The sequence below is a fragment of the Arthrobacter sp. TMS2-4 genome (assembly GCF_054511075.1).
In genome coordinates this window covers 24,434-47,755 of sequence record NZ_JBTNDI010000011.1, presented here as the reverse complement: position 1 = coordinate 47,755, position 23,322 = coordinate 24,434, and the positions used below count along the sequence as shown (strand labels likewise).

17 protein-coding genes are annotated in these 23,322 nt (G+C 71.0%); 7 read left to right on the top strand and 10 right to left on the bottom strand.

The window, feature by feature from the left end; translation table 11 throughout:
• Positions 1 to 14: 14 nt before the first annotated feature.
• Entirely contained in the window at positions 15 to 2,030 is a 2,016-nt protein-coding gene (locus ACX80F_RS13440) for a penicillin-binding transpeptidase domain-containing protein (protein WP_459336909.1), read from the top strand.
• 139 nt (positions 2,031 to 2,169) lie between these two features.
• On the top strand, positions 2,170 to 3,651 hold the full coding sequence (locus tag ACX80F_RS13435; RefSeq protein WP_459336908.1) for a flotillin family protein: 1,482 nt from the start codon (positions 2,170 to 2,172) through the stop codon (positions 3,649 to 3,651).
• 55 nt (positions 3,652 to 3,706) lie between these two features.
• Here the strand turns inward: ACX80F_RS13435 and ACX80F_RS13430 are convergent, their stop codons facing one another.
• Together ACX80F_RS13430 and ACX80F_RS13425 are read right to left on the bottom strand one after the other, a co-directional pair.
• Positions 3,707 to 4,108: a YccF domain-containing protein gene (locus ACX80F_RS13430; protein ID WP_459336907.1), complete on the bottom strand. Its 402-nt coding sequence runs from the start codon at positions 4,106 to 4,108 to the stop codon at positions 3,707 to 3,709.
• A gap of 98 nt (positions 4,109 to 4,206) precedes the next feature.
• Positions 4,207 to 5,895 carry a DEAD/DEAH box helicase gene (locus ACX80F_RS13425; protein WP_459336906.1) on the bottom strand — a complete coding sequence of 563 codons (1,689 nt, stop codon included), beginning with the start codon at positions 5,893 to 5,895 and terminating at the stop codon, positions 4,207 to 4,209.
• 293 nt (positions 5,896 to 6,188) lie between these two features.
• Between ACX80F_RS13425 and trmB the strand changes: the two genes are divergently transcribed.
• Both trmB and ACX80F_RS13415 read left to right on the top strand, forming a co-directional pair.
• On the top strand, positions 6,189 to 7,067 hold the full coding sequence (gene trmB / locus ACX80F_RS13420; RefSeq protein ID WP_459336905.1) for a tRNA (guanosine(46)-N7)-methyltransferase TrmB: 879 nt from the start codon (positions 6,189 to 6,191) through the stop codon (positions 7,065 to 7,067).
• Between the two features lie 29 nt (positions 7,068 to 7,096).
• Positions 7,097 to 8,131 carry a DUF695 domain-containing protein gene (locus ACX80F_RS13415; protein ID WP_459336904.1) on the top strand — a complete coding sequence of 345 codons (1,035 nt, stop codon included), beginning with the start codon at positions 7,097 to 7,099 and terminating at the stop codon, positions 8,129 to 8,131.
• Positions 8,132 to 8,286: 155 nt separating this feature from the next.
• Here the strand turns inward: ACX80F_RS13415 and ACX80F_RS13410 are convergent, their stop codons facing one another.
• Positions 8,287 to 8,970, bottom strand: a complete 684-nt coding sequence (locus tag ACX80F_RS13410; RefSeq protein WP_459336903.1) for an SDR family NAD(P)-dependent oxidoreductase — start codon at positions 8,968 to 8,970, stop codon at positions 8,287 to 8,289.
• Between the two features lie 99 nt (positions 8,971 to 9,069).
• Here ACX80F_RS13410 and ACX80F_RS13405 point away from each other — a divergent pair, with 99 nt between their 5' ends.
• Positions 9,070 to 9,648, top strand: a complete 579-nt coding sequence (locus ACX80F_RS13405; RefSeq protein WP_459336902.1) for a DUF5655 domain-containing protein — start codon at positions 9,070 to 9,072, stop codon at positions 9,646 to 9,648.
• On the opposite strand, the gene ACX80F_RS13400 is transcribed toward ACX80F_RS13405, so the two are convergent.
• The 6 genes from ACX80F_RS13400 to ACX80F_RS13375 form a co-directional block, all read right to left on the bottom strand.
• Positions 9,605 to 10,306 (bottom strand): PspA/IM30 family protein, encoded by a 702-nt coding sequence (locus ACX80F_RS13400; RefSeq protein WP_459336901.1) that lies wholly within the window; start codon positions 10,304 to 10,306, stop codon positions 9,605 to 9,607. The two genes, ACX80F_RS13405 and ACX80F_RS13400, sit on opposite strands and share 44 nt — an antisense overlap.
• A 47-nt stretch (positions 10,307 to 10,353) precedes the next feature.
• A complete protein-coding gene (locus tag ACX80F_RS13395; RefSeq protein ID WP_459336900.1) occupies positions 10,354 to 10,920 on the bottom strand; it encodes a hypothetical protein in 567 nt (188 codons plus the stop codon).
• A gap of 64 nt (positions 10,921 to 10,984) precedes the next feature.
• Positions 10,985 to 12,898 (bottom strand): glycoside hydrolase family 13 protein, encoded by a 1,914-nt coding sequence (locus ACX80F_RS13390; RefSeq protein ID WP_459336899.1) that lies wholly within the window; start codon positions 12,896 to 12,898, stop codon positions 10,985 to 10,987.
• Between the two features lie 3 nt (positions 12,899 to 12,901).
• Positions 12,902 to 13,840 (bottom strand): sugar ABC transporter permease, encoded by a 939-nt coding sequence (locus ACX80F_RS13385; RefSeq protein ID WP_459336898.1) that lies wholly within the window; start codon positions 13,838 to 13,840, stop codon positions 12,902 to 12,904.
• A complete protein-coding gene (locus ACX80F_RS13380) occupies positions 13,840 to 15,435 on the bottom strand; it encodes an ABC transporter permease subunit (protein ID WP_459336897.1) in 1,596 nt (531 codons plus the stop codon). Before ACX80F_RS13380 ends, ACX80F_RS13385 begins: the two co-directional genes overlap by 1 nt.
• A gap of 185 nt (positions 15,436 to 15,620) precedes the next feature.
• Positions 15,621 to 16,919: a sugar ABC transporter substrate-binding protein gene (locus tag ACX80F_RS13375; protein ID WP_459336896.1), complete on the bottom strand. Its 1,299-nt coding sequence runs from the start codon at positions 16,917 to 16,919 to the stop codon at positions 15,621 to 15,623.
• 257 nt (positions 16,920 to 17,176) lie between these two features.
• On the opposite strand from ACX80F_RS13375, the gene ACX80F_RS13370 reads away from it, so the two are divergent.
• Positions 17,177 to 18,916, top strand: a complete 1,740-nt coding sequence (locus tag ACX80F_RS13370; RefSeq protein ID WP_459336895.1) for a glycoside hydrolase family 13 protein — start codon at positions 17,177 to 17,179, stop codon at positions 18,914 to 18,916.
• Between the two features lie 79 nt (positions 18,917 to 18,995).
• Positions 18,996 to 20,009 carry a LacI family DNA-binding transcriptional regulator gene (locus ACX80F_RS13365; protein ID WP_459336894.1) on the top strand — a complete coding sequence of 338 codons (1,014 nt, stop codon included), beginning with the start codon at positions 18,996 to 18,998 and terminating at the stop codon, positions 20,007 to 20,009.
• A gap of 165 nt (positions 20,010 to 20,174) precedes the next feature.
• Here ACX80F_RS13365 and pulA read toward each other — a convergent pair whose 3' ends face one another.
• Positions 20,175 to 23,252: a pullulanase-type alpha-1,6-glucosidase gene (gene pulA / locus ACX80F_RS13360; RefSeq protein WP_459336893.1), complete on the bottom strand. Its 3,078-nt coding sequence runs from the start codon at positions 23,250 to 23,252 to the stop codon at positions 20,175 to 20,177.
• Between the last annotated feature and the right edge of the window lie 70 nt (positions 23,253 to 23,322).

The following is a 23,322-nucleotide window of genomic DNA, read 5'->3' as shown; positions in this document are numbered from 1 at the left end:
ACATAATGGGCCGCATGGGGAAACTTCTGCGCGCCACGTCCGTCCTGACCACCGTCGCCCTCGGCCTCACCCTCGCGGCCTGCACGGATGACCGGCCGACAGCCCAGGACGCCGCCGGCACGCTGGCCGAGGGACTCTCCCGGCTCGACGTCGGACCGTCGGCCTTCACCTCCGCGGAGTCCGCCGAGGTCACCGCCCAGCTCGCCGCGATCACGGAGGGTTTCGCGCCGGAACCGCCGCAGGTCACCGTGGCCGGTGTCGAGGAGACCGGCGAGGACACGGCGACGGTGACGCTGGAGTACGTGTGGGACCTCGACGCGACCGACGCCGACTGGACCTACAGCACGACGGCGGACCTCACGCGCGTCGAGGACACGTGGCAGACCGGTTGGGACCCGGGCCTGTTCGTCCCGGACCTCCTGCCGGAGGAGAAGCTCACCGTGACGCGCGTGCCCGGCGACCGCGGCGACATCACGGGCGCGGGCGGCGCGGTCATCGTCACGCAGCGGCCCGTGGTCCGCGTCGGCATCGACAAGACCCTGGTACCCGAGGCACAGCAGCCCGCCTCCGCCCGTGCCCTCGCGACGCTGCTCGACCTCGACCCCGCCGGCTACGAGGAGCAAGTAGCCGCGGCCGGCGCGGAAGCCTTCGTCGTGGCCCTCGTGCTGCGCGACGACGCCGACCGGACCGTGACCGACGCGCAGATCGATGCCATCCCGGGCGCCCTCCGCCAGGCCGACACCCTCGAGCTCGCCCCCACCCGCACGTTCGCGCGCGAGCTGCTCGGCGGTGTCGGGGAAGCCACCGCCGAGCTCGTGGAGCAGTCCGACGGCGCACTCCGCGCCGGGGACGTCACCGGCCTGTCCGGTCTCCAGCTGCAGCACAACGCCCGGCTCGCGGGCACCCCGGGCCTGTCGGTGACCGCGGTGCCCGCGGGTGACGCGCAGACCGCACCGAAAAACCTCTTCACCACCGTCCCCGTGGACGGCGAAGACCTCGCCACGACGCTCGACCCCCGGCTGCAGAGCCTCGGTGAGGAGGTGCTCGCGGACGAGCCGTCGGCGTCGGCGATCGTGGCCATCCGTCCCAGCACGGGCGAGATCCTCGCGGCCGCCAACGGGCCGGGCAGCGAAGGCCTGCAGACGGCACTCCTCGGCCAGTACCCGCCGGGGTCCACCTTCAAGATCGCCACGAGCCTCGCCCTGCTGCGCGCAGGGTTCACACCCCGGACGCCCACCGAGTGCAGCGAAGAGGTCGTGGTGGACGGCCGGAGGTTCAACAACGCCGGCACCTTCCCTGCGGAATCCCTCGGCACCATCCCGCTCCTCGAGACCTTCGCCCAGTCCTGCAACACCGGGTTCATCTCCGCGCGGGACGAGGTCGGCCAGACCGAGCTGGTGAGCGCTGCCGCAGATCTCGGCGTCGGCGTCGAGGCGGCCATCGGGACACCCGCCTTCTTCGGTTCCGTCCCGAGCGAGGCGGAGGGCACCGCCCACGCCGCGGCCATGATCGGCCAGGGCGAGGTGCTCGTCTCGCCCCTCGCCCTCGCCACCATGACGGCGTCCGTCGGCGCGGGCGACCGCGTCACCCCCACCCTCCTCGCGCCCGGCGATGCGTCCGGGTCACCGTCCGGGTCACCGTCCGGGTCGCCGTCCGCCATCGCGGGCGCGTCCTCGACCGCCGCTCCCACCGACGCTGCTCCCTCCGACGGCGCGTCCTCGACCGCCGCTCCCTCCGGGGCCGCGACGCCGAGTGCGTTCACCCCCGCGGAGTCCGCGACCCTGAAGACGCTCATGGGCGCCGTCGTCGCCCAGGGCGGCGCGCAGCTGCTGCAGGACGTTCCCGGGCCCCCCGTGCTGGCCAAGACCGGCACCGCCGAATTCGGCAGCGAGACTCCCCCGCGCACCCACGCGTGGGTCGTCGCCCTCCAGGGAGACCTCGCCGTCGCCGTCTTCGTCGAGGAGGGCGAGCTGGGCTCCACCTCCGGCGGGCCCCTCATGCAGGCGTTCCTCACCGGGGCCGCCTCCTAGAACCACGGGCCCGCAGCGCGGGTCATCCACTTCGACGACTTGGGGGTCAGATCAGCACGGTGCACGCAACAGCTTGATCACGCTCCGGCGCGCACCTGAGCCGCCGGGGCTTCTTCGAAGACCATTGAAAGGGTCGCAAGTGGATCTCACGTTCCCGCTCATCATCGGCGCGGTACTCCTGCTCCTCGTCGTCATCGTCGGCGTCGTCCTCGCCCGCATGGCGCTGCACATCGCCAGCCCGGACCAGGCACTCATCATCTCGTCCAAGGACAGCAAGGGGCAGCCCGATCCGGACAGCCAGCGCGTCGTCTTCGGCCGCATCTTCATCAACCCGTTCTCCCAGCGGGCCTACCCGCTGTCCCTGGCCTCCCGGCAGGTGTCCCTGCGCATCGAGGGCATCTCCAAGAACGGCATCAAGCTCCACCTGACCGGCGTGGCGCAGGTCAAGGTGGGCGGCGACGCCGACGCCGTCCGCAAGGCGGCACAGCGTTTCCTCAACCAGCAGGACGCCATCGACCACTACACGCAGGAGACGCTGTCGGGTTCGCTGCGCTCCATCGTGGGTACCCTGACCGTCGAATCGATCATCCGGGACCGCGCCACCTTCGCCAAGAGCGTCAAGGAGGAGGCCGAGCACTCCATGCACAACCAGGGGCTGGAGATCGACACGTTCCAGATCCAGTCCGTGGACGACGACTCCGGGTACCTGAAGAACCTCGGCCGCCCCGAGGCCGCCCTCGCCGAGCGCAACGCGAAGATCGCGGAGGCGCGGTCCATGCAGGAGTCGGAGCAGGCACGGGCCCTGTCCGACGAGCAGGTGGCCCTCGCGCAGCAGCAGCTGATCATCCGCCGCGCGGAGCTCAAGGAGGAGGCCGACGCCCGCCAGGCGCGGGCCGATGCCTCGGGTCCGCTCGCGCAGGCGGAACAGCAGGAGCAGGTCATCATGCGCGAGCAGCAGGTGGCGCAGCGGCGTGCGGAGCTGCGTGAGCGCGAACTCGACACCGAGGTGCGCAAGCCCGCGGACGCCGAGAAGTACCGTCTCATCCAGCAGGCCGACGCGAAGCTCGAGGAGCGCCGTCGTGCCTCCGAGGCCACCGAGATCGAGGCGCGCGTGGACCTTGCCCGCCGCAAGCTCGTCGCCGAGGGTGACCGCGTGGCCGCCGAGGCCGACGCCGCCGCGAACACCGCGCGCGGCACCGCCGAGGCGTCCATCAGCGAGGCCAGGGGCCGCGCCGATGCCGCCGTCATCGCGTCCCGCGGTGATGCCGAGGCCGGATCCGCGGAAGCCCGCGGCAAGGCGGAGGCCGCGGGTATCGCCGCGCAGGCGGAGGCCTACGAGAAGTTCAACCAGGCCGCCATCCTGTCGAAGGTGCTCGAGGTCCTGCCGGCCATGGCCCGGGAGATCGCAGCGCCGATGTCCGCGATCGATACCATGACCGTGGTCTCCAACGACGGCGCGAGCCAGCTCAGCAAGAACGTCTCGAGCGGCGTCCACCAGACCACGCAGATGGTCAAGGACACCACCGGGCTCGACATCATCGCGCTGCTCGGCGACCTGCTGAAGAACGCCGACAGGGCCGGGCAGAACGGGTCGGCGGCCCACAGCTCCGCGGCAGACTAGCGCCCATGGTCGGTGCCGCCGACGGTGATCTGGCGGCGGCACCGTCAGCAGCGGGTCAGCGGTACGTCTGCAGCAAGGGCCCCTGGGACGGGACGATGACCTTGCCGAGCGGTGCCAGCGACACCGGGATCAGCTTGAGGTTCGCGATGCCCAGCGGGATCCCGATGATGCTCAGGAACATCGGGATGGCCGTGAGCACGTGGCCGATGGCGATCCAGATGCCCGCGACGAGTACCCAGATCACGTTCCCGATCGTGGACCACGCCCCCATGCGGACATCCCGGTTCACGACGGTCTGGCCGAACGGCCATAGCGCGTACACGCCGATCCGGAACGACGCGATGCCGAAGGGGATGGTCACGATCAGCAGGCAGCAGATCACGCCCGCCGCAAAATAGCCGAGGGCGAGCCAGATGCCGCCGAACAGGAGCCAGATGATGTTCAGGAGTGCGTTCATCCGGCCATTGTTCCGCACCCGGCGCAGGCCCGCACCATCCGGGACGCGTGAGGCCCCCTACCCGGAGGGGTAGGGGGCCTCAGCGACGACGCGGAGTGCTAGCGGGGTCGACGGTCGTTCGATGCCGGCGCGCTCGCCCTGCGGGAGCCGCCGGAGCGGCGGGCACCCTCGGAGCGTGCGCCCTCCGAGCGGGGGGACGACGGCGCGTGGCTGCGCTGGCCCGCGGCTGCGGGAGCCCCGGAAGCCGGGCGGCGGACCGCGTCGCCCACGCGCTGGCCCGACGACGGACGGCGGCTGCGCGACGTCGTCTCGGAGGCCGTGCGCGGCTCCTCGGTGCGACGGCGGGACCCACCTGACGTAGCGGCGGCACCGGAGTCGCTGCCGAAGCGGGGTGCCTGCGGCTGGTCCTTGCGGCGCTCGGCGCGGTTGCCCTGCGCGGCCTGCGGATCGGCGGAGACACGTCCCCGACCGCCGCGGCCACCACGGCCACCCGCGGTGGGTGCTGCTGCACCGCGGCGGGCACGCTTCCGCTCGGCGTTCGCGCCGGTGGAGGTGCCCTGGCCGCGCGCGGCGTCGCGGGAGACGAGGAGCGCCGCGCGGGTGCGCGGGTCGATCTTCTCCGCGAGGTCGCCGGTCAGCGACAGGACCAGCGGTGAGCTCGCCTTCACGTTCTCGAACGCGACGTCCACACCCGCGGCCTTCATGAGCTTCTGCACCTCGGACTTCTGCTCGGGCAGCGTGATCGTGACCACGGTTCCCGACGAGCCGGCGCGTGCCGTACGGCCCGAGCGGTGCAGGTACGCCTTGTGCTCCGTGGGCGGATCCACATGGACCACCAGTTCGACGTCGTCCACGTGCACGCCGCGGGCTGCGACGTCGGTGGCGACGAGCACGCGCACGTCACCGGAGGAGAATTCCGCGAGGTTGCGGTCGCGGGCGTTCTGCGACAGGTTGCCGTGCAGGTCGACGGCGGGGATCCCGGCGTCGGTGAGGGTCTTGGCGAGCTTCCGCGCGTGGTGCTTGGTGCGCATGAAGAGCAGTCGGCGGCCCGAGCCGGAGGCGAGCTGGACGATGAGCTGCTTCTTCTGCGTCTGGTCGCCGATCAGCAGCACGTGGTGCTCCATCGTGGTGACGGCCGCCTGCGGGTCGTCGACCGAGTGGGTGACCGGGTTGGTCATGTACCGGTTGACCACCTTGTCCACGCCGTTGTCCAGGGTGGCCGAGAACAGCAGGCGCTGGCCGTCGGCGGGGGTGGTGTCGAGCAGCTTCTTCACGACGGGGAGGAAGCCGAGGTCCGCCATGTGGTCGGCCTCGTCGAGGATGGTGATTTCCACGGACTCGAGCGTGATGAGCTTCTGCCGCATCAGGTCCTCGAGGCGCCCGGGGCAGGCGATGACGATGTCGACGCCGGCACGCAGGGCCTTCTCCTGGCGCTGCTGGGAGACCCCGCCGTAGATGACGGTGGTGGTCAGGCCCAGTTCCTTGGCCAGGGGCTCGACCGTGGCGTTGATCTGGGTGGCGAGCTCACGCGTGGGGGCGAGGACCAGGGCCAGCGGGCGCCCGGGCTTGCGGCGGTAGGCCGCCTCCTGCTCGGCGAGACGCGCGACCATGGGGAGGGCGAAGGCGAGGGTCTTGCCCGAGCCGGTGCGGCCGCGGCCGAGGACGTCGCGCCCCGCGAGGGAGTCGGGCAGCGACTTGACCTGGATGGGGAAGGGTTCGGCGATGCCCTGCGCGGCGAGGTTCTCGACCAGCGCCTTGGGCACACCGAGGGCGGCAAAAGTAGTCATGTGGAGTACACGAACTTTCTTCTCATGTTCCCCGGCGCCGGTCGGCGCAGGGGTTCGCCGAAGAAGAGTCAGACAGTGTCCACCGCGCTCACGATCGTGCGAGCTGGATGCGGGACAAAAGAATGCGTTCTATCGACGCAGGCTGCGCGCTGTTCTGGATGACGCCAGTCTGGATGACATGGTCGGCCGTGCGCAGGCAAGTCCTCCCAGTTTACCAGCCGGAGCGCCGGAAGCCCGCATCGTGGGCCCCGCCGGCGCCCCGCCGCGACCCCCTGCCGGTAGCCTTGGGAGTGATGGATCCTCACGTACAGACCCCCGACCAGCCGCACCGCACGCAGCCCGTGTCCTTCGTCCGGCGCGGTTCGCGCCTGCAGGGCAGGCGGCGGGAGGCGTGGGACGAACTGGCCGAGGCCTTCCTCCTGGACGTCCCGCGCGTGCATGACGCCGACACCTCGGTGGCGCCCGGCTTCGTGCTCGACGTCGAAGCCGCCTTCGGCCGGTCCGCGCCGCTCGTCGTCGAGGTGGGATCGGGGCTGGGCGAAGCGATCACCCACGCCGCCGAGCTCGACCCGGACCGCGACTACCTGGCCCTCGAGGTGTACCGGCCCGGACTCGCCCAGACCATGCTGCGCGTCAGCCAGAAGGACCTGACGAACGTGCGGACCGCGCAGGTCGACGCGGCGGCGGCCTTCGCGGGAATGATCCCGGCGTCGTCCGTCGCCGAGCTCTGGACCTTCTTCCCCGACCCCTGGCACAAGGCCCGCCACCAGAAGCGCCGGCTGGTGAAGGAGGACTACGTCGAGCTCGCCGCCCGCGTCATCGCCCCGGGCGGGCTGTTCCGCCTCGCCACGGACTGGTCCAGCTACGCCGTGCAGATGCGCGCCGTCCTGGACGCCCATCCGGAGTTCGAGAACCTGCACGCGGGCGAGCGCCATGGCGCGGAGAGCCCGCTCACCCAGGTCTGGGCGAGCGGCGTGGAATCGGTGGTCGGCGGCGCTCCCGTGCGCGAGGGCCGCGACCCGGTGAGCACCGGGAACACGGGCGTCAACGAGGGGACGGACACGCTCGGCGGCTGGGCTCCCCGCTTCGAGGGCCGCCCCCTCACCAGCTTCGAGAACAAGGCCATCCACGCCGGACGCATGGTGTTCGACCTCACCTACCGCCGCCGCTGAGCGGCCGCCGGCACCGGGGGGATGCAGGAATGATGGGTATTTTCAGCCGCCGCAGGACATCCGCCCGCAGGGCCGGGGCGGACCCGATCGAGGCCTTCTGGCGATGGTGGGCCGACGACGGCGAGGAGCTGCTGACCGACGCCACGCGGGCCGGGGACTTCGACGCCTACGTGGACGTCATGACCCGGCGCGTGCGGGCGATCGCGCGCGGCCTCGAGTGGGAGACCAGGACGGGCACGGGCGCCGAGCACACGCTCTGCGTCTCGAGCGGTGGCGATGCGTCACTGCGCCCGGTGGCCGAGCGCTGGTACCGCGCGTCCCCGCCGCCGGGCCCGCGCTGGGACTTCGTGCCGGCCCGCAGCGCGAAGCCGGACATGCTGGAGTCGACCATCACCTACCGCCGTCGGACGTTCGACCTCCGCCGGACCCGCGTGCACGCCGCGGTGACCCGCGCAGGTGACGGCTTCATCGTCTCGGTGTACAACCCGGGTTTCACCGGACAGTGGGACGACGAGTACGGGCTGTGCGTCCTGCTGCTCGAGTGGCTGCTCGGCGAGGACGACGTGGAACGCTGGGTGCGCCGCGTGGACTGCATCGTCCACGACGTGGCGGACAGCATCCCCGCCGCGGAGCTGCCGGCCCGGGTGGCGGACTTCGCCCGCACCCTGCCCGAACCGAGCTGGCGGCTCATGCAGGGCACGCTCGGCGCGGGCGACCCGATCCTCGTGCGGGTCCTGCGCCCGCTGCGGTGGATCGACCATCCGCGCTTCGACCTCCACACGGCGCTGCGGGTCCCGTTCGACGCCGACGAGCAGGGCCTCCCCCGCCCCACTGCGTTCGACGCCCTGAACGACCTCGAGGACTCACTCGTCACGGCGCTCGGGATCCGGGGGATGCTGGTGGCCACCGAGACGTCCAGGGGCGTGCGGACCCTCCACTTCTACTCCGATTCGGAGGACCAGAACGGGAAGGACGTGCTCGACGCCGCGGCCTCCGACCAGCGCGCCGTCACCGCGAAGCACGCGCTCGATCCCGGCTGGAAGAAGGTTCAGGACTTCGCCTGACGCTGCTCCGCGGCCCTGCGCACCGCGGCACTTCTCCCCACTGTGCGGCCCTTCCCGTGGGCATGTCTGACCATGCCCACTGTCAGCCCGTGCTCGGTGGGCAGGGAGGACGCGCGGTCCGTGGGCGGGTGCCCGTCAGCGCCCGGGCGGGAGGGTCAGAACGACGACGACGGCAGATCCCGCTCGCCGTCGCGGATGGCGGTGACGATGCGTCCGACGACGGCCGCCGGATCCTTCCCCTGCGGCAGCTTCGGCGCTTCGCCCGCGATCGGCCGGGTGGCGAGGCCGGTCTCCGTGTGCGGCGGACGGACATCCAGAACGCGGACGCCCTGCCGGCGCAGTTCCAGCGTCAGCGCCTTCCCGTACGCGCTCAGCCCCGCCTTCGTGGCCGAGTACGCGGCCATGCCCGCCGTCGGGCTCTCCGCGACGACGGCGCTGATCTGCACGATGAACGAGTCCTTGCCGAGCGAGGGTGCGACCGCGCGGACGAGCCGCATCCAGCCGAGCAGGTTCACGAGCATGAGCTCGTCGAGGGTGTCGTCGTCCACCTCCGTGGCCGGCCCGAAAGCCACCACACCGGACGCGAACACGAGTCCGTCCAGCTCCCGGCCGTACACCGCGGCGGCGATGTCCGCCGGGCCCGCGGGCTTGCCCAGATCAGCGGCGACGGTCCCGACGACGGCCTCCCCGAGTTCCTCCGCGAGGCCTGCCAGTTTGTCCTCCGACCGCCCGGACAGCGTCACCCTGGCGCCCTGGGCAGCGAGCTGCCGCGACAGTTCCGCCCCGAGGACCCCGGTGGCGCCGACGACGAGGACATGGGCACCGCTCAGCTCAGTCATGCGCCGAGTGTAGCAACGCTCCTCGACGCCCTTCCGGGGTGGGGGCCGGGCTCGGGGACTCCGAGGATCATGCCCCATCGCTGCCACTACAGTGTGGGCATGACCGAGATGCGGAGCTGGCAGTCGATGGTGGACACGAACGCGGCACGCCTGCTGCGTACCACCGGGCGGACGCCGTCGGACTGGGCCGGGGAGGCCCGCGCCGCGGGCATCACGACGCGCGAGGAACTGTCCCGCTGGCTCAGGGAACAGGGGGTCACCGGGTACAACCTGATGAGCGTCGACTGGGAGGTCTTCGGGATCCCCGAGTTCTTCCTCCGGTCCGCCGACGAACTCTACGCCGGCCAGTACGCGGACCGGCCGGCCCTCAAGCCCGTCGCCGACCGGATCCTGCTCTGGGCCGCGGCGACACCCGGGACGATCATCCAGATGCGCAAGACGTACGTCTCACTGCAGTCGTCACGGCGGAAATTCGCCCAGCTCACCCCGACAACCCGTACCGCCGTCGATCTGTCCTTCCGCCTGGCGGTGCCGGACCTGCCCGGACTCGAACCGGTCCGCGCCAACGATCCGTTCGCCTGGCGCATCCGGCTCCGGCACGAGGACGACGTCGACGACGCCGTCCTGCGGGCGCTCAGCGCTGCGCTGGAGGATAGCGCCGCGCGTTCCTCCGCTTGAGCTCCTCGAGCTCCTGCTGGGTCGCCGCTTCGGCCTCGAGTTCCTCGAAGGCCTGCTGAAGGCGCGGGGAGGACGGATCGGTCCAGGAGAGCTCCTCGCGCGCCTGCGCCTGCGCCTCGAACCGCCGCACCTCGAGTTCGGCGTTCCGACGTGCGGCGTCGATCGCCGCCGCGTCCCGCGAGGAGGAGGCGAGGGCGTCGTGCACGCCGATCGCGGCCTGCGCTGCAGCGCGCCGGGCCAGCATGGCGTCGTACTCCAGCGCGTTCTGCTGCACACGCTGTTCGAGCCGCCGGACGTCCTGCTGCAGCCGGCGGGACTGCTCCTCCGCTTCCCGTAACTGCCGTGTGAGCGTCTCGAGGCGTCGGCGGGCGGTCATCGACTCCCGGATCGCCGCACGCGCGGCGTCGTCGTCCCCGCGCTGGACGGCGGCCGCGGCGGCTGCTTCCACCCGGTTCAGGTAGGCGGCGGCGTCATTGGCGGCCAAGCCCACCCGGTGATGGTGCGCTGCGACGTCGGCCGCCCCGCGACGCGCCTGGTCCAGCAGCGAGTGCTGGGTCGCCTGGGCGTTCTGCGCCTGGACCCGAGGATCCTGCTTCGCTTCGACGGCCGCGTTCCGGTTGGCCTGCACGATGCGCGTGATGCGGCGTTTGATCGACATTGCTCGGACCCCTGGCTGGTTGTGGTGTGGCTACCTTCTCGAACCTCTCACCACGTCTGCCCGTTCCCGTACGTGTCCCGCCATGCCCCCATGGCCGAGATCTCGGTGCGCAGACGAGTGGTGGCACGCTCGAGCTGGAGCGTGTCGATGGACCGCGAGGTCTGCAGGAGACTCCGGCGCAGGTCGGCGGAGAGTTCGTCGAGGGCATGCGCCTGGGCGGACAGTTCCCTGGTCCATTCCTGCTTGAGCGCCCGGTTGGGCTCCCGGTCCGCCGCCCGCAGGAGGTTCTCCAGGGACGCGGCCGCCTGGTCGATCTCCGTGGCGGCCCGCGGCAGGTCGCCCACCGGTCGGCCCTGCGCCTTCGCCTCTGCGAGGGCGAGGTGCGTGGCGCGCGAGGACCGGGCGAGGTTGCCGATCAGCCGGGCGGGCTCCCGGGTCAGCGCATCCGGGGAGTAGGCGCGGGCGGCCAGCATGCCGCGCTCCCTGGTCCGTTCGATGATGCGCGAGCTCCTGACCTTCCGCACCGTGAGCCAGCCGGCGACGCCGGTGCCGGCGCCGAGGGCGAGGAGCACCCCGAGACCGACGGCGAAGGCTTCGACGAGCTCCTCAAGCATGATGGTTCCCCGGGATGTGGTTCATCCATCCAGTCTGCCCGGCTCCCCTGACAAATTCCAGCCGTCAGGGGCTCTCCCATCCCCGGCGGGCGGACGTGAGGACGCCGGGAAGACGCCACACCGCGACGCCCGGCCCGCGGCCCGAGAGGACGAGGGCGCCCTCCACCTCCTCCGCCGAAGCGGGCTGCCGACCCGGATCGACGCGCTCGGCCTCGGCCCACGGGCCGGGCAGCAGGTCGAGTGGCACCCGCATGCCGTCGTGGTCCGCCCGGGCTGCCACGACCACGAGGCATTCCTCCTCGTGTTCACGCACGAACACGACGACGTCGGGCGTCGCGGCCAGCCAGCGCACCGCCCCGTCCCGGAGCGACGGGGAGGCACGTCGAAGCGCCGCCAGGTCCGCGATCAGGGCTCGCACGTCGGCGGGGCGACCGTCCGGACCGTCCCATGGCATGGGCGTGCGGGAGTCCTCACCGTTGGTGCCCCGCAGGCCGAACTCGTCGCCGGCGAAGAGCGTGGGCAGCCCCGGCAACAGGAAGGCGAGGGCGAGCCCGACGGCGGTGCCGCCGTCGACCATCACCGAGGCGGCGCGCGCGGTGTCATGGGTGTTCAGCGCCGTCATGTTCTGCGAGCGGACGCGCCAGGAGAACCCGGAGGACAGCGCCGTGTGGGTGGCGACGAGGTCTCCGCCGTCGATCCGGGGGACGCCCGGTGCGGGCGTGCCGAAGAAGTTGATGCCCTCCGTGGCCCGGTCCTCGCGGGCCAGCCACTGCCAGAGCGGGCGGGTGAAGTTCGAGTAGGTCATGCCGCCGTCCCACGTCCTTCCGGACAGGTCCTCGGTGGCGTCGCCCGTCGACTCGGCGAGCAGCATGAGCCCGGGCCTGACAGCGTCCATGGTGCCCCGGATGAGCGCGGCGACCTCCCGGTTGAGGTCCACGCGCCCGTGCCGACCGGTCATGTTGGCGACGTCGATGCGCCAGCCGTCGAGGTTGTACGGCGGGAGCAGCCACCGGGCCACCACCGACTCCGGGCCCTCGACGAAGCGCCGCCTCAGTTCCTCGGAGGACCAGTCGAGCTTCGGCAGGCTCGGGACGCCGAACCAGCTGGCGTACTCCGTACCGTCCTCGCTGAAGTAGTAGAAGCCGGCTTCCCGGCAGGTCGGATCGGCGACCGCCGTGCGGAACCAGTCGTGGGCGTCGCCGGTGTGGTTGACCGTGAGGTCACCGAGGACGGCGATGCCGCGCGCATGGGCGGCCTCGACGAGCCGGACGAGGGCGGCGTTCCCGCCGAGGAGCGGGTCGACCTCGTCGAACGTCGAGGCGTCGTACCGGTGGTTGGACCGCGCGGGGAAGAAGGGCGTGAGGTACAGGACCGTCGCACCCAGCGCCTGGATGTGGTCGAGGCGCCCGGTGATGCCGTCGAGGTCTCCTCCGTAGACCTGCCGGGGTGTCAGCGCGCCGCGCGGCTGGACCGGATCGTCCCACCGGCAGCCGACCGCCCAGTCCGGGAGGGCGTCGAGGGGCACCGCCGCGGACGACCGCGCGTACCGGTCGGGGAAGACCTGGTAGATCACGGCGTCCCGGGCCCAGGGCGCGGGCGCCGGACGGCAGTCGATCCGGAAGTCGTCGCGGTCCGGGGTGTCCCGGCGGAACGTGCCGACGGCGTTGAGCCACCGGAGCTCGGGGCCGCGGGCGCCCGGAAGCTCGAACAGGAACCGGTAGCGGAGCGTGGGGTTGACGGCGGTGACGCGCGCCTCCCAGCACGCCCACGCGCCGTCGTCCCCCTCCCCGGGAAGGAGCCGCGCCTCGTCGTAGTGCCCCTCGCCGTCGCGGACGGACCGGACGAACACCCGTCCGGGCGTCCCCCACCGGACGGGGACCCGCACGCGCAGGTCGAGGCTGTCCCCCACGCCCGGCGACTGCTCGGGCACGTACAGGGGCGAGCCGTCGTGGTGGGGTGCGAGGAACGGGTCCTGCACGGGTCAGCCCTTGACGGAGCCGGAGACGAGACCGGTGGTGATGTACTTCTGCAGGAAGAGGAACAGGGCCATGACCGGCACGGCCGCGAGTACCGCGCCGGCCGCGAAGACGCCCCAGTTCTCGGACCGCTGCTGCGCCACGTAGGAGTACAGGCCGACGGCGAGGGTCTGCGAGTCGGGGTCGGTCAGCACCACGCTGGCGATCACGAATTCGCTGCTCAGGCCGATGAACGCCAGGAGCCCCACGACGGCGAGGATGGGCGTGACGAGCGGGAGGATGATCGTGAAGAACACCTGCACGTGGCTGGCGCCGTCGATGCGGGCGGCCTCGTCGAGGGACTTCGGGACGGTGTTGAAGAACCCGTACATGAGGTACGTGTTCACGCCCAGCGCTCCGCCCAGGTAGACCATGATGAGGCCGAGCTGGCTGCCGAGGCCGAGCCACGGCACCACGTCGGTGATCGCGTTCAGGAGCAGGAAGATGGCGACGACGGCAAGCAGCTGCGGGAACATCTGCAGGATCAGCAGCGAGAGCAGGCTGACGCGGCGGCCCTTGAAGCGCATACGGCTGAACGCGTAGGCGGCGAGGGCGCCGAGGAACACGGTGGCCGCGGACGTCACCACGCCGATGACCATGGTGTTCATGAACCACCGCCCGAAGGGCCGGTTCGGGTTGGTGAACAGGGCCTCGAAGTTGCCGGTGTCGAACCTGCTGAACAGGACGTTGGAACCGGCCATGGTCCCGTTGGAGTTGAGGGCCGCGGAGAGCACGTAGAGCAGCGGGAACACGGCGAAGAGCGTGGTCACGACGCCGACGACATGGCGCCAGCCCTTGTGCCTGAACCACTGGCCGAAGCTGCGCCTGCGCTGCGCCGGGGCCCGGTGGGACCCGGTGGGCGTCTCGGCGGGGGTGGCTGCCGGGGTGTCGGTGAACGTGGTCATCAGTTGATGTCCTCCAGAGCCTTGGTCTGCCGGAAGCTGATGGCGGAGATCACGGCGACGATGAGAAAGATGATGATGGACAGGGCGCTGGCCAGGCCGTAGTCGCGGCCCACACCGGTACCGAACGCGATCTCGTAGACCATCGTGATCAGGATGTCGGTGTGGCCGATGTTCGCGGTCGTGCCCGAGAAGCGGGGGCCGCCGTCGGTCAGCATGTAGATGACGTTGAAGTTGTTGAAGTTGAACGCGAAGCTCGCGATCAGCAGCGGCGCGACCGAGACCAGCAGCAGGGGCAGCTTGATGGCCGTGAAGATGCGCCAGCCGGTCGCGCCGTCCATGCGGGCGGCTTCGTCGACCTCCTCGGGCAGGGACTGCAGGGCCCCCGTGCACACCAGGAACATGTAGGGGAAGCCGAGCCAGAGGTTCACGACGAGCACGCTGATCTTCGCGAGCAGCGGGTCGGTCAGCCACGGGATGTCCGCGCCGCCGAAGAAGGTGTTGTTCACGAACCCGAATTCGGGGTTCAGCAGCCCGGACCACACGAGGCCGGCGAGGAAGGCCGGGAAGGCGTAGGGCAGGATCATCAGGATGCGGTAGATCCGCTTGCCGCGCAGGTCCGGCAGGTTGAAGGCGTTCGCGAGGAACAGGCCGAGCGCGAACGTGGACAGGACGGAGACGATGGCGAAGGTGAAGGTCCACAGGACCACCTGCAGCAACGGGCCGCGGATGTTCGGATCCGTGAACGCCTTCACGAAGTTGTCGAAGCCGACGTTGATCTTCCAGCCGGTGCTCAGCTGCTCGCCGTCCGCGGACCGGAAGGAGCCCTCGCCCGTGTCGGAGTAGGTGGTCCCGGTCTCGAGGTCGGTGAACGTGCTCGTGGTCTCGTCGTAGCTCAGCGCCGGGCGATAGACGTACGCGTTCGAGCCGTCACTGGTCTTGAGGCTGCCGTCCTCCGGGTCGTCGGAGAACGGGACGGTGAGCGCCAGGATGTCCTCCTGGTTCGCGAGGACCTCCCCGAACTGCAGCGTGCGGTAGCCCTCGAGCTCCACGCCCTTGCCGGTGCCGTCGGTGACGGCGTCCTCGGCCTCCTCGAGCGGCACGCCGGTGGTACCCACGGACACGCCGCCGTCGGGATCGGTGGCGAGGAGGTGGTACTCGCCGTCGGCCTCCAGGACCGAGACCCGGTAGGCGGGGGAATCGGGGACCCGCTGCTGCGCGGAGAGCTGGATGGCGCTCACGGCGTCGTCCTTGGTGCTGTTGTGGCCGTCACCGTAGTTGGTGAAGGCCACGTAGCCGCTGTAGACCATGACGAACACCTGGAAGATCACCAGGAAGAAGATGCCGGGGGCCAGATACTTCGCCGGCAGGCCGCCCCTGCGCAGGTAGATCCAGTTGACGAGGACGGTCACGGCCGCACCGACGAGGAGGATCACCCACTTCTCCTGCAGGAAGAGCGTGATGAGCACGTAGACCGCGAAGGCGTCCACGAGGCCGAGCAGCACGATCTTCGCGAGCAGGCCGAGGGTCGAATCGGAGCGGGCGGCTGTCTTCTTGGGGCGCGTTGCGGCCGGGCCGGGAGGGGCCGATGTGAGCATGGCGGAGGCTTTCGGTGTTCGGCGCGGAAGGCCGCTGCTGTGGTGCCGCCACCTCGAAGGGGTGGCGATGAGAAGGGTGGCGGGAGGGAGCAGAAAAGAAAGAAAAAAAAGAAGACAGATACTCCCACACCGCCCCCCCCCCCCCCCCCCTCCCTCCCCCCCCCCCCCCCAGGGTACTGCGGGTACTACTGCGCGGCGATCTTCGCCTCGATGTTGCTCACCATGGTGGTCCAGGCTTCGGCGGGGTCGGCGTCGCCCTTGATCAGCGCGAGCTCGGTTCCGCCCCAGTCGGCCCAGACGGCCTGCATCTCGGGCAGCGCGGGCATCGGGACGCCGTTGGCGCCGATCTCGCCGAACGCGGCGACGATGGGATCGGACGCGGCCTTGTCGAAGCTGGCCTTCAGGGCGGGCGGGCGGCCTCCGACGTCGTACATGGCGTCCTGGGCGGCTTCGGTGCTGAGGTAGTTGACGGCGAACTCGTTCGCGGCGAGCGCGTTGGCGCTCTTCGACGAGATGAAGAAGCCGTTGACACCGATGAAGGGCTGGGCCTCCTGGTCACCGACCGTGGGGAGCTTGTCCACGGCGAGGTTCAGGCCCGCGGCCTCCGCGTCGGGGACGTTCCACGGGCCGGTCAGGAAGTACGGCGACTCGCCGGCGTTGAACTTCTCCTTGGCGATGTCACCCGTGATGTTCGAGTTAATGACCTTCGATCCGGTGTCGCCCCACTCCACGAGCTTCTTGGCGAATTCCACGCCGTTCGGTTCGCCGAGCAGCAGTTCGTCGGCGTTGTAGCTGCCGTCCTCGTTCTGCCCGAACACCGGCACACCCATCGAGGTCTGCAGCGGGTACAGGTGGTAGGGATCGCCCTGCTTGGGGTCCATGCCCACCAGGAACGGGTAGGTCGCCTTCCCGTCCGCGACGGCGGCCTCGCCGTTGGCGATGACCTCGTCGAACGTGTCCGCAGCCTCGGGAACGAGGTCCGTGTTGCGCAGCAGCGCGATGTTCTCCAGCGCGTAGGGCACGCCGTAGACGCTGCCGTCGTAGGTCATGGCCTGGACCGCGGACTCCTGGAACTCGGAGGCCTTGTCGCCGAGTTCCACGGGGGCGACGACGCCGTTCTGGACGAACGTGCCCAGCCAGTCGTGGGGGCCCACGATCAGGTCCGGTCCCTTGCCGGTGGGCACCTGGGTGATGAAGTCGTCCCGAACCGCGGCGAAGTCCTTCACCGCGAGCTTGACCTCGATACCGGTGTCCTCCTTGAAGGACTTGGTGATCTCCTCGAGGGCGGGCGCGCGCTCGGCGTCGACCCACATGGTGAGGGTGGTGGCGCCACCCTCGGCGAGATTCGGGGCTGCGGAACTGGACGTGGCCGAGGGGGAGTCGGCGGCTCCTCCGCCGCAGGCCGTGAGGGCCAGGACGGCCACCGACATCACGCCGGTGAGCAGAGCGTGCCGACGGGTCGGCTGGGGGGATCGCACCTTCATTGGTGAACCTTTCATGAGCGGCTTCTGTCGATCCTCCGGAGGAAGCGCGGGGCTTCGCCGGCCGGAAGACGTGGGTGTCGACAGCCGCTCCCTCCTGGGAGCGACGGTGACCCGAGTCACAACTGTAAACGCTTGCATCGGGTTTACCCAACGCCGGGCCTCCGACGCGCCGGTACCCGAGAAAAGTCGGAAGGACAAGGCTTCTTCTCCTGCAAACGCTTCCATAATCCGGCGCCGGGCAGTCTAGGATGATCCGCATGTCTGAGATCGCCCCCCTCCTGTCCGGCGAGGACCTGTCCTCCCCCGACGCCTTCCACGCACCGCTCCACACCCCGTCCGAGGGCGACCAGTGGTGGCGCTCGTCCGTCATCTACCAGGTGTACCCGCGCTCCTTCCGGGATTCGAACGGTGATGGCATGGGTGACCTCCCGGGCGTCACGGCGGAGCTTGCGCATCTCGCCGAGCTCAGCATCGACGCGGTCTGGCTCTCGCCGTTCTTCACCTCGCCCCAGCGCGACGGCGGCTACGACGTCGCCGACTACTGCGACGTCGACCCGCTGTTCGGCACCCTCGCCGACTTCGACGCGCTCGTGGCCCGCGCGGACAGCCTCGGCATCCGCGTGATCGTCGACCTCGTCCCCAACCACTGCTCCAGCGAGCACGCGCTCTTCCAGGCCGCCCTCGCGGCGCCGGCAGGTTCGGCGGAACGCGCGATGTTCATCTTCCGGGACGGTCTCGGCGCCGACGGCAGCGAGCCGCCCAACAACTGGCAGTCGCACTTCGGCGGGCCGGCCTGGACACGCGTCATCGACGCCGACGGCACGGCGGGCCAGTGGTACCTCCACCTGTTCGACTCCTCGCAGCCCGATTTCAACTGGGACAACCCCGCGGTGCGGGCCGAGTTCGAGCGCGTCCTGCGCTTCTGGCTCGACCGCGGCGTCGGCGGCTTCCGCGTCGACGTGGCCCACGCCCTCATCAAGGCCGAGGGTCTCCCGGACTGGGGCGGACGCGCCGACGGCGGATCCTCCGAGGGCTTCCCCGGCTGGGAGGCGCCCATGTTCGGCCAGAAGGAGATCCACGACATCTACCGGCAGTGGCGGGCCATCCTCGCCGAGTACGACGGCGAGCGCATCCTGTGCGCGGAGGCCTCGATCGACCCCCTGCCGCGGCTCACGAACTGGGTCCGCTCCGACCAGATGCACCAGGCGTTCAACTTCGCCTACCTCCACCACCCCTGGGACGCCCATGGTCTCCGGCACGTCATCTCCTCCTCCCTCACCGCGTTCGACGCCGTCGACGCCCCCACCACGTGGGTGCTCAGCAACCACGACGTCGTGCGGCACGCCAGCCGCTTCGGGCTGACGGACGGCCCGCCGCGCGGCGGCGACGGCATCGGCCGCGCGGACGCGCAGCCCGACACCGCGACCGGCCTCGCCCGCGCCCGCGCCGCGTCGCTCGCCATGTTCGCCCTGCCCGGCGGCATCTACCTGTACCAGGGCGAGGAGCTCGGGCTGCCCGACCACACCGCCATGCCCGACGACGCACGGCAGGACCCGACCTTCGTCCGCACGGCCGGCGAGAGGATCGGCCGCGACGGATGCCGCGTCCCCCTCCCCTGGCAGTCCCAGGCGCCGGCCTTCGGGTTCGGGGACGCCGCGGCGCCCGCGACACCGTGGCTGCCGCAACCCGAGGGCTGGGCGGAGTACGCACGCGACGTGCAGTCCGCCGATCCCGAATCCACCCTCTCGCTGTACCGGACGGCCCTGCAGCTCCGCCGGGACCTGCGCCTGGGTGCCGGGTCGCTCAGCTGGTCCAGGGACTTCGAGTGCTCCGACGTCGTCGCGTTCCGCAACGGCGACGTGCTGGTGGTGCTGAACATGGGCGAGTTCGCCGCCCCCGTGCCGGAGGGCACCGTGCTCGCCGTCAGCACGCCGGGCTCGGTCACCGACGGCATGCTCGCCCCGGACGCCTGTGTCTGGCTGATGTCCGCCGGGTAGGAGATCAGCGCAGGATCCGCAATGATCGGACGGGGCCCTCCCGGGGTCCCCGTCACTGCTGCCGGACGGAAGGGGGACCATGGCCGGGATCAAGGACGTCGCCCAGCTGGCGGGCGTGTCCACCGCCACCGTCTCCCGTGCCCTCAGCGGCAACGGCCGGGTCTCCGAGCGGTCGCGCGCGCGCGTGCTCCAGGCGGCGAGGGAGCTCGACTTCGTCGTCAGTTCGACGGCGTCCTCGCTGGCCTCCGGGCGCCACCGCAACATCGGCGTCGTCGTCCCGTCGGTCGCCCGCTGGTACTACTCCCAGATCGTGGACAGCCTCGCGGCGTCGCTCCTCACCGCCGGATACGACCTCACGCTGTACAACCTGAACGAGGACGCCGGTATCCGCGACCGCGTCCTCTCCGAGTTCCTGCTGCGCCAACGCTGTGACGGCGTCATCCCGGTCTCTCTCGAGCTGAGCCGCGAGGAGCTGGGGCAGCTCCTCGCCGTGGGCAAGCCCGTCGTCGGGATCGGTGGGCCGCTCCCGGGCGCCGAGACCTACAGCGTCAACGACCGCGAGATCGCCGAGCTCGCCACCGAGCACCTGATCACCCTCGGGCACCGGCGCATCGCCCACCTCGGCGGGTCGGACGCCTTCGAGAACGATTTCCGGATCGCGGGAACGCGCCGGCAGGGCTACGAAGCGGCGATGGCCGCGGCGGGCCTGGAGATCCTCGACTCCTGGCGTATAAACGCCGACTTCACGATCCAGGGCGCGCACAGCCAGGCGAAGCAGCTTCTCGGCTACCCGCGGGACACCCCGACCGCCGTCTTCTGCGCCTCCGACGAGATGGCCGTCGGCACCATCCTCGCCGCCCGCGAGCTGGGCCTCCGCGTCCCGGAGGACGTCTCGGTGATCGGCATCGACGGCCACGAGCTCGGCGAGGCGCTCGGCCTGACCACCGTGGCCCAGTTCCCGCAGCAGCAGGGCAAGCGTGCCGTCGAGCGCCTGCTGCAGATCCTGCAGGACCCGGGCGCGTACCGCCCCGTGAACCACGCCGCCCGGACCGCCCTGATCATCCGTTCGAGCACCGCCGCCCCGTCCGCCTGACGCGATCCTCGTACCGTTCCGGGGAACTTCCACCCCCGGACGTGCATGCCGGGCCGCGACACGCCGTGGCCCCGGCCCGGAGCCGGCCCGACGTCCCCGCGGTCGGCCCGGGACGCAGGAGGGCCCGACACCCCGGGCGGGATGCCGGGCCCCGTGGGGGTACGGCTACTTCGCCTCGAACACCGCCACCGTGCGGGCCGGGACGGTGAAGGTCCCGTCCTCGGTGGCCGTGGCCTGCCGGACGACGTCGTCGCTGCCGTCCGCCTGGACGGCGTGCAGCGCGAAGCCCTGGCCTGCGGCGGGGACGTGCTGGGTGGTGGGCTCGGCGGAGGCGTTGAAGACCACCACGATGCCCGTCCGCTCGGGGTCGACGTCGGGGCCGACGGTGTCGTCGAGGTGCATCACGATCACGCCGGGCTCCTGGTCGGCGCCACTGCCCGGGAAGGACAGCTTCTCCTGGACGAGGGCAGCGGTCCCGAGGCTGAACAGCGGGCTGCCCTGCCGGATCCGCAGCAGCTCCTGCGCCTGCCCGCGCGCGGCCGCGATGTCGGCCGGTGTCGGTTTGAGCGCCGGGTCGGCCAGCAGCGGGCGCATGAACGCGTACTTGCCCTCGTTGTCAGCCCGCGGCGGCAGGCCCCGGCCGAAGCCGTTGTCCGTGCCCGTGTGGTCGAGGACGTTGAACCAGTCGCCGGAGTCGTAACTGTTGCGATCCAGCGACTTGCTGCGCAGCGCCTCGCCACCGGCGTGCCAGAAGGAGATGCCCTGGCCGAAGGCCGTGGTGGAGAGCGCCAGGGTCTGCATCCTGATGCGGTCGGCCATCGGGGTGTCGGTCGGCAGCTTGAACGCGAGCGCGTCGAAGAGCGTCTCGTTGTCATGCGCCTCGACGTAGGTGACGCTTTCCTGCGGGTCCGCGGTGTACCCGGTGGGTGACCCGTTGTAGTCCACGTCGGCGCCCGTGACCTGCGCGCCGGTGCGGTCGGTGAACGTGTAGTCCCTCAGGTTGCCCGTCAGGCCCACCCGGATCTGGTCCTGCGACAGCAGCAGTTCGGCGCGCTGTTCGGCCTCGGTCCCGTTGCCGGCGACGCCGTTCGGGTCGGTCAGCAGCCCGGAGGCGAAACCCTGGATCCGCGGGTCGTCGTCGAACGGTCCGCCACCGCGCACGGCGTCGCGGAGCCGGTCGTTGAACGTGCCGATGCCGGTGCCGGCCATGTTCGCCTGGGTCGCCTGGACGAACCGGGCGTTGTCCGCGACCTCCCCGAAGTTCCAGCCCTCGCCGTAGAGGTAGATGGATCTGCCGTCCACGCCGTCACGCTTCAGTGTCAGCTTGTCGAGCGCGGCACGGACATCGAGGATGTTCTGCTTGGTGTGGTGCCCCATGAGGTCGAACCGGAACCCGTCGAGCTTGTAGGTGCGCGCGAGCGTCACGATCGAGTCGACCATCAGCTTGCCCATCATGGTGTGCTCGGTCGCCGTGTTCGGGCAGCAGGTCGAGGTCTCGACAGCACCCGACGCGGGGTCCAGGCGGTGGTAGTAGCCGGGGACGATCCGGTCGAGGTTGTTGTCCGAGGACTGGCCGGCACCCGCGGTGTGGTTGTAGACGATGTCCTGGATGACCCGCAGCCCCGACTCGTTGAGCGAGGCGACCATCCCCCGGAACTCGCGGATGCGCGTGGCGTCCCCGGGATTCGTCGAGTAGGAGCCCTCGGGTGTCGTGTAGTGCAGCGGATCGTAGCCCCAGTTGAAGCCGTCCCGGCCCGCGACCGCGCTGACGCACTGCTGCTGTTCGGTGCTGTCGGGGGCGAACGCCTCGAGGTCGCACGCGGGTTCGGCCTGCTGCGCCCGGTCCTCCTCGATGGTGCCGATGTCGTTCACGGGCAGGAGGTGGACGGCGTTGAGCCCGCTGTCCGCCAGCTCCGAGAGCCGCTGCATGCCGGCACTGTCCGTCCTGCTGAACGCGGCGTAGGTGCCGCGCTCCGCTTCGGGCACGGTGGTGTCGGAGACCGAGAAATCGCGCACGTGGAGTTCGTAGACGGACAGCTCCTCCGGTCGCTCGAGCGCCGGTTTCGGCAGGGCCGACCACGACGACGGCATGAGTGCCGGATCGGCGAGGTCCACGATCAGCGAACGCTCCGAGTTCGTGGAGAGCCCGACGCTGTAGGGGTCGGTCACGAGGTTGTGCTCGACGGCGCCGGTCTCGGGGACGAAGACCTCGACGTCGTAGAGGTAGTACGCACCGTTCCAGTCCTTCTCGCCCTTGATGCTCCACACGCCGTCCTTGCCCGCGCGCAGGGGGCGGGTGGCGATCGGGTCCCCGCCGGAGCCGTCGCGGAAGACCTGCACGGACACGCTGCGCGCCGTGGGGGCCCAGAGCTGAAGCTCGGGCTTCTTACCCTTCCAGCTGAGGCCGAGCTCCTGGCGTGCCGCGCTCGCGTACAGGTCGTCGAGCACGCCGGGCACCTGGACGCCCGTGGATGCGAGGAGGTCTCCCTCCGGCGAGACGGCGGCCAGGAGCAGTTGCCCCTTCAGCAGGTCCCCAGCCGTCCGCGCGTCCTTCGTGCCGAGGGTCACGGTCGGCAGCTCCGCCAGATGCGGGTAGCGGGCCGCGAGATCCGCGGGCAGGGCGTCGCCGCCGCGGTCGAGGTCGATGTAGGTGCCGCCCGTGACGGCGTCGTCGGCGGCGGCGAGCCCGCCCTCCGGAGCGGAGTAGAGCCGGAAGCGGGCGTCGGCGGGCACGTCCGCACCCCAGGCGAGGGTGTCTGCCGTCAGCCAGTGCGCCGCCGTCGACCCCGTCGGCGCACTGGGCGCGTCGCTCGAGATGACGTGCGTGCGGTGGTTGTACGTGAAGGTCACGGGGCCGCCCGGGGCCTGGAGCGCCAGGTTCGCGCCACCGGCAGCGCCGTCGGCGCCGTAGTTCTCACCCCAGGACCCGTTGAGCGCCACCTTGTACTCGTAGGCTCCGGCGGGGACGTCGAAGGTCGCCGACCACGTGTCCGGAGAGCCGTCCACGGGGACGAGCGTCGTGGCGGCGCACTCCGGCTGCCAGTCGTCGGGGCAGCCGAGTTCCGCCTGCAGGGAGCCGACCAGCGCCACCGTGCCCGGCGGGGTCGTGTGGTCGGCCAGCGCGGGCGCCGGCATGAAGGTCGCGAGGAGCGGGGCGGTCAGGACGACGGCGGCCAGTCGGGAGCGGCGCCGCAGCGCTGGTCTCCCGCCGGTCCGGCCCGTGTCCAAGCTGTTCAGGGTCATGGTGGTCCTTCCCCGGCATGCGTCGCTGCAGGCCGGACGGGGGGTGGATATCCCGACCCTAAGGAGGGCA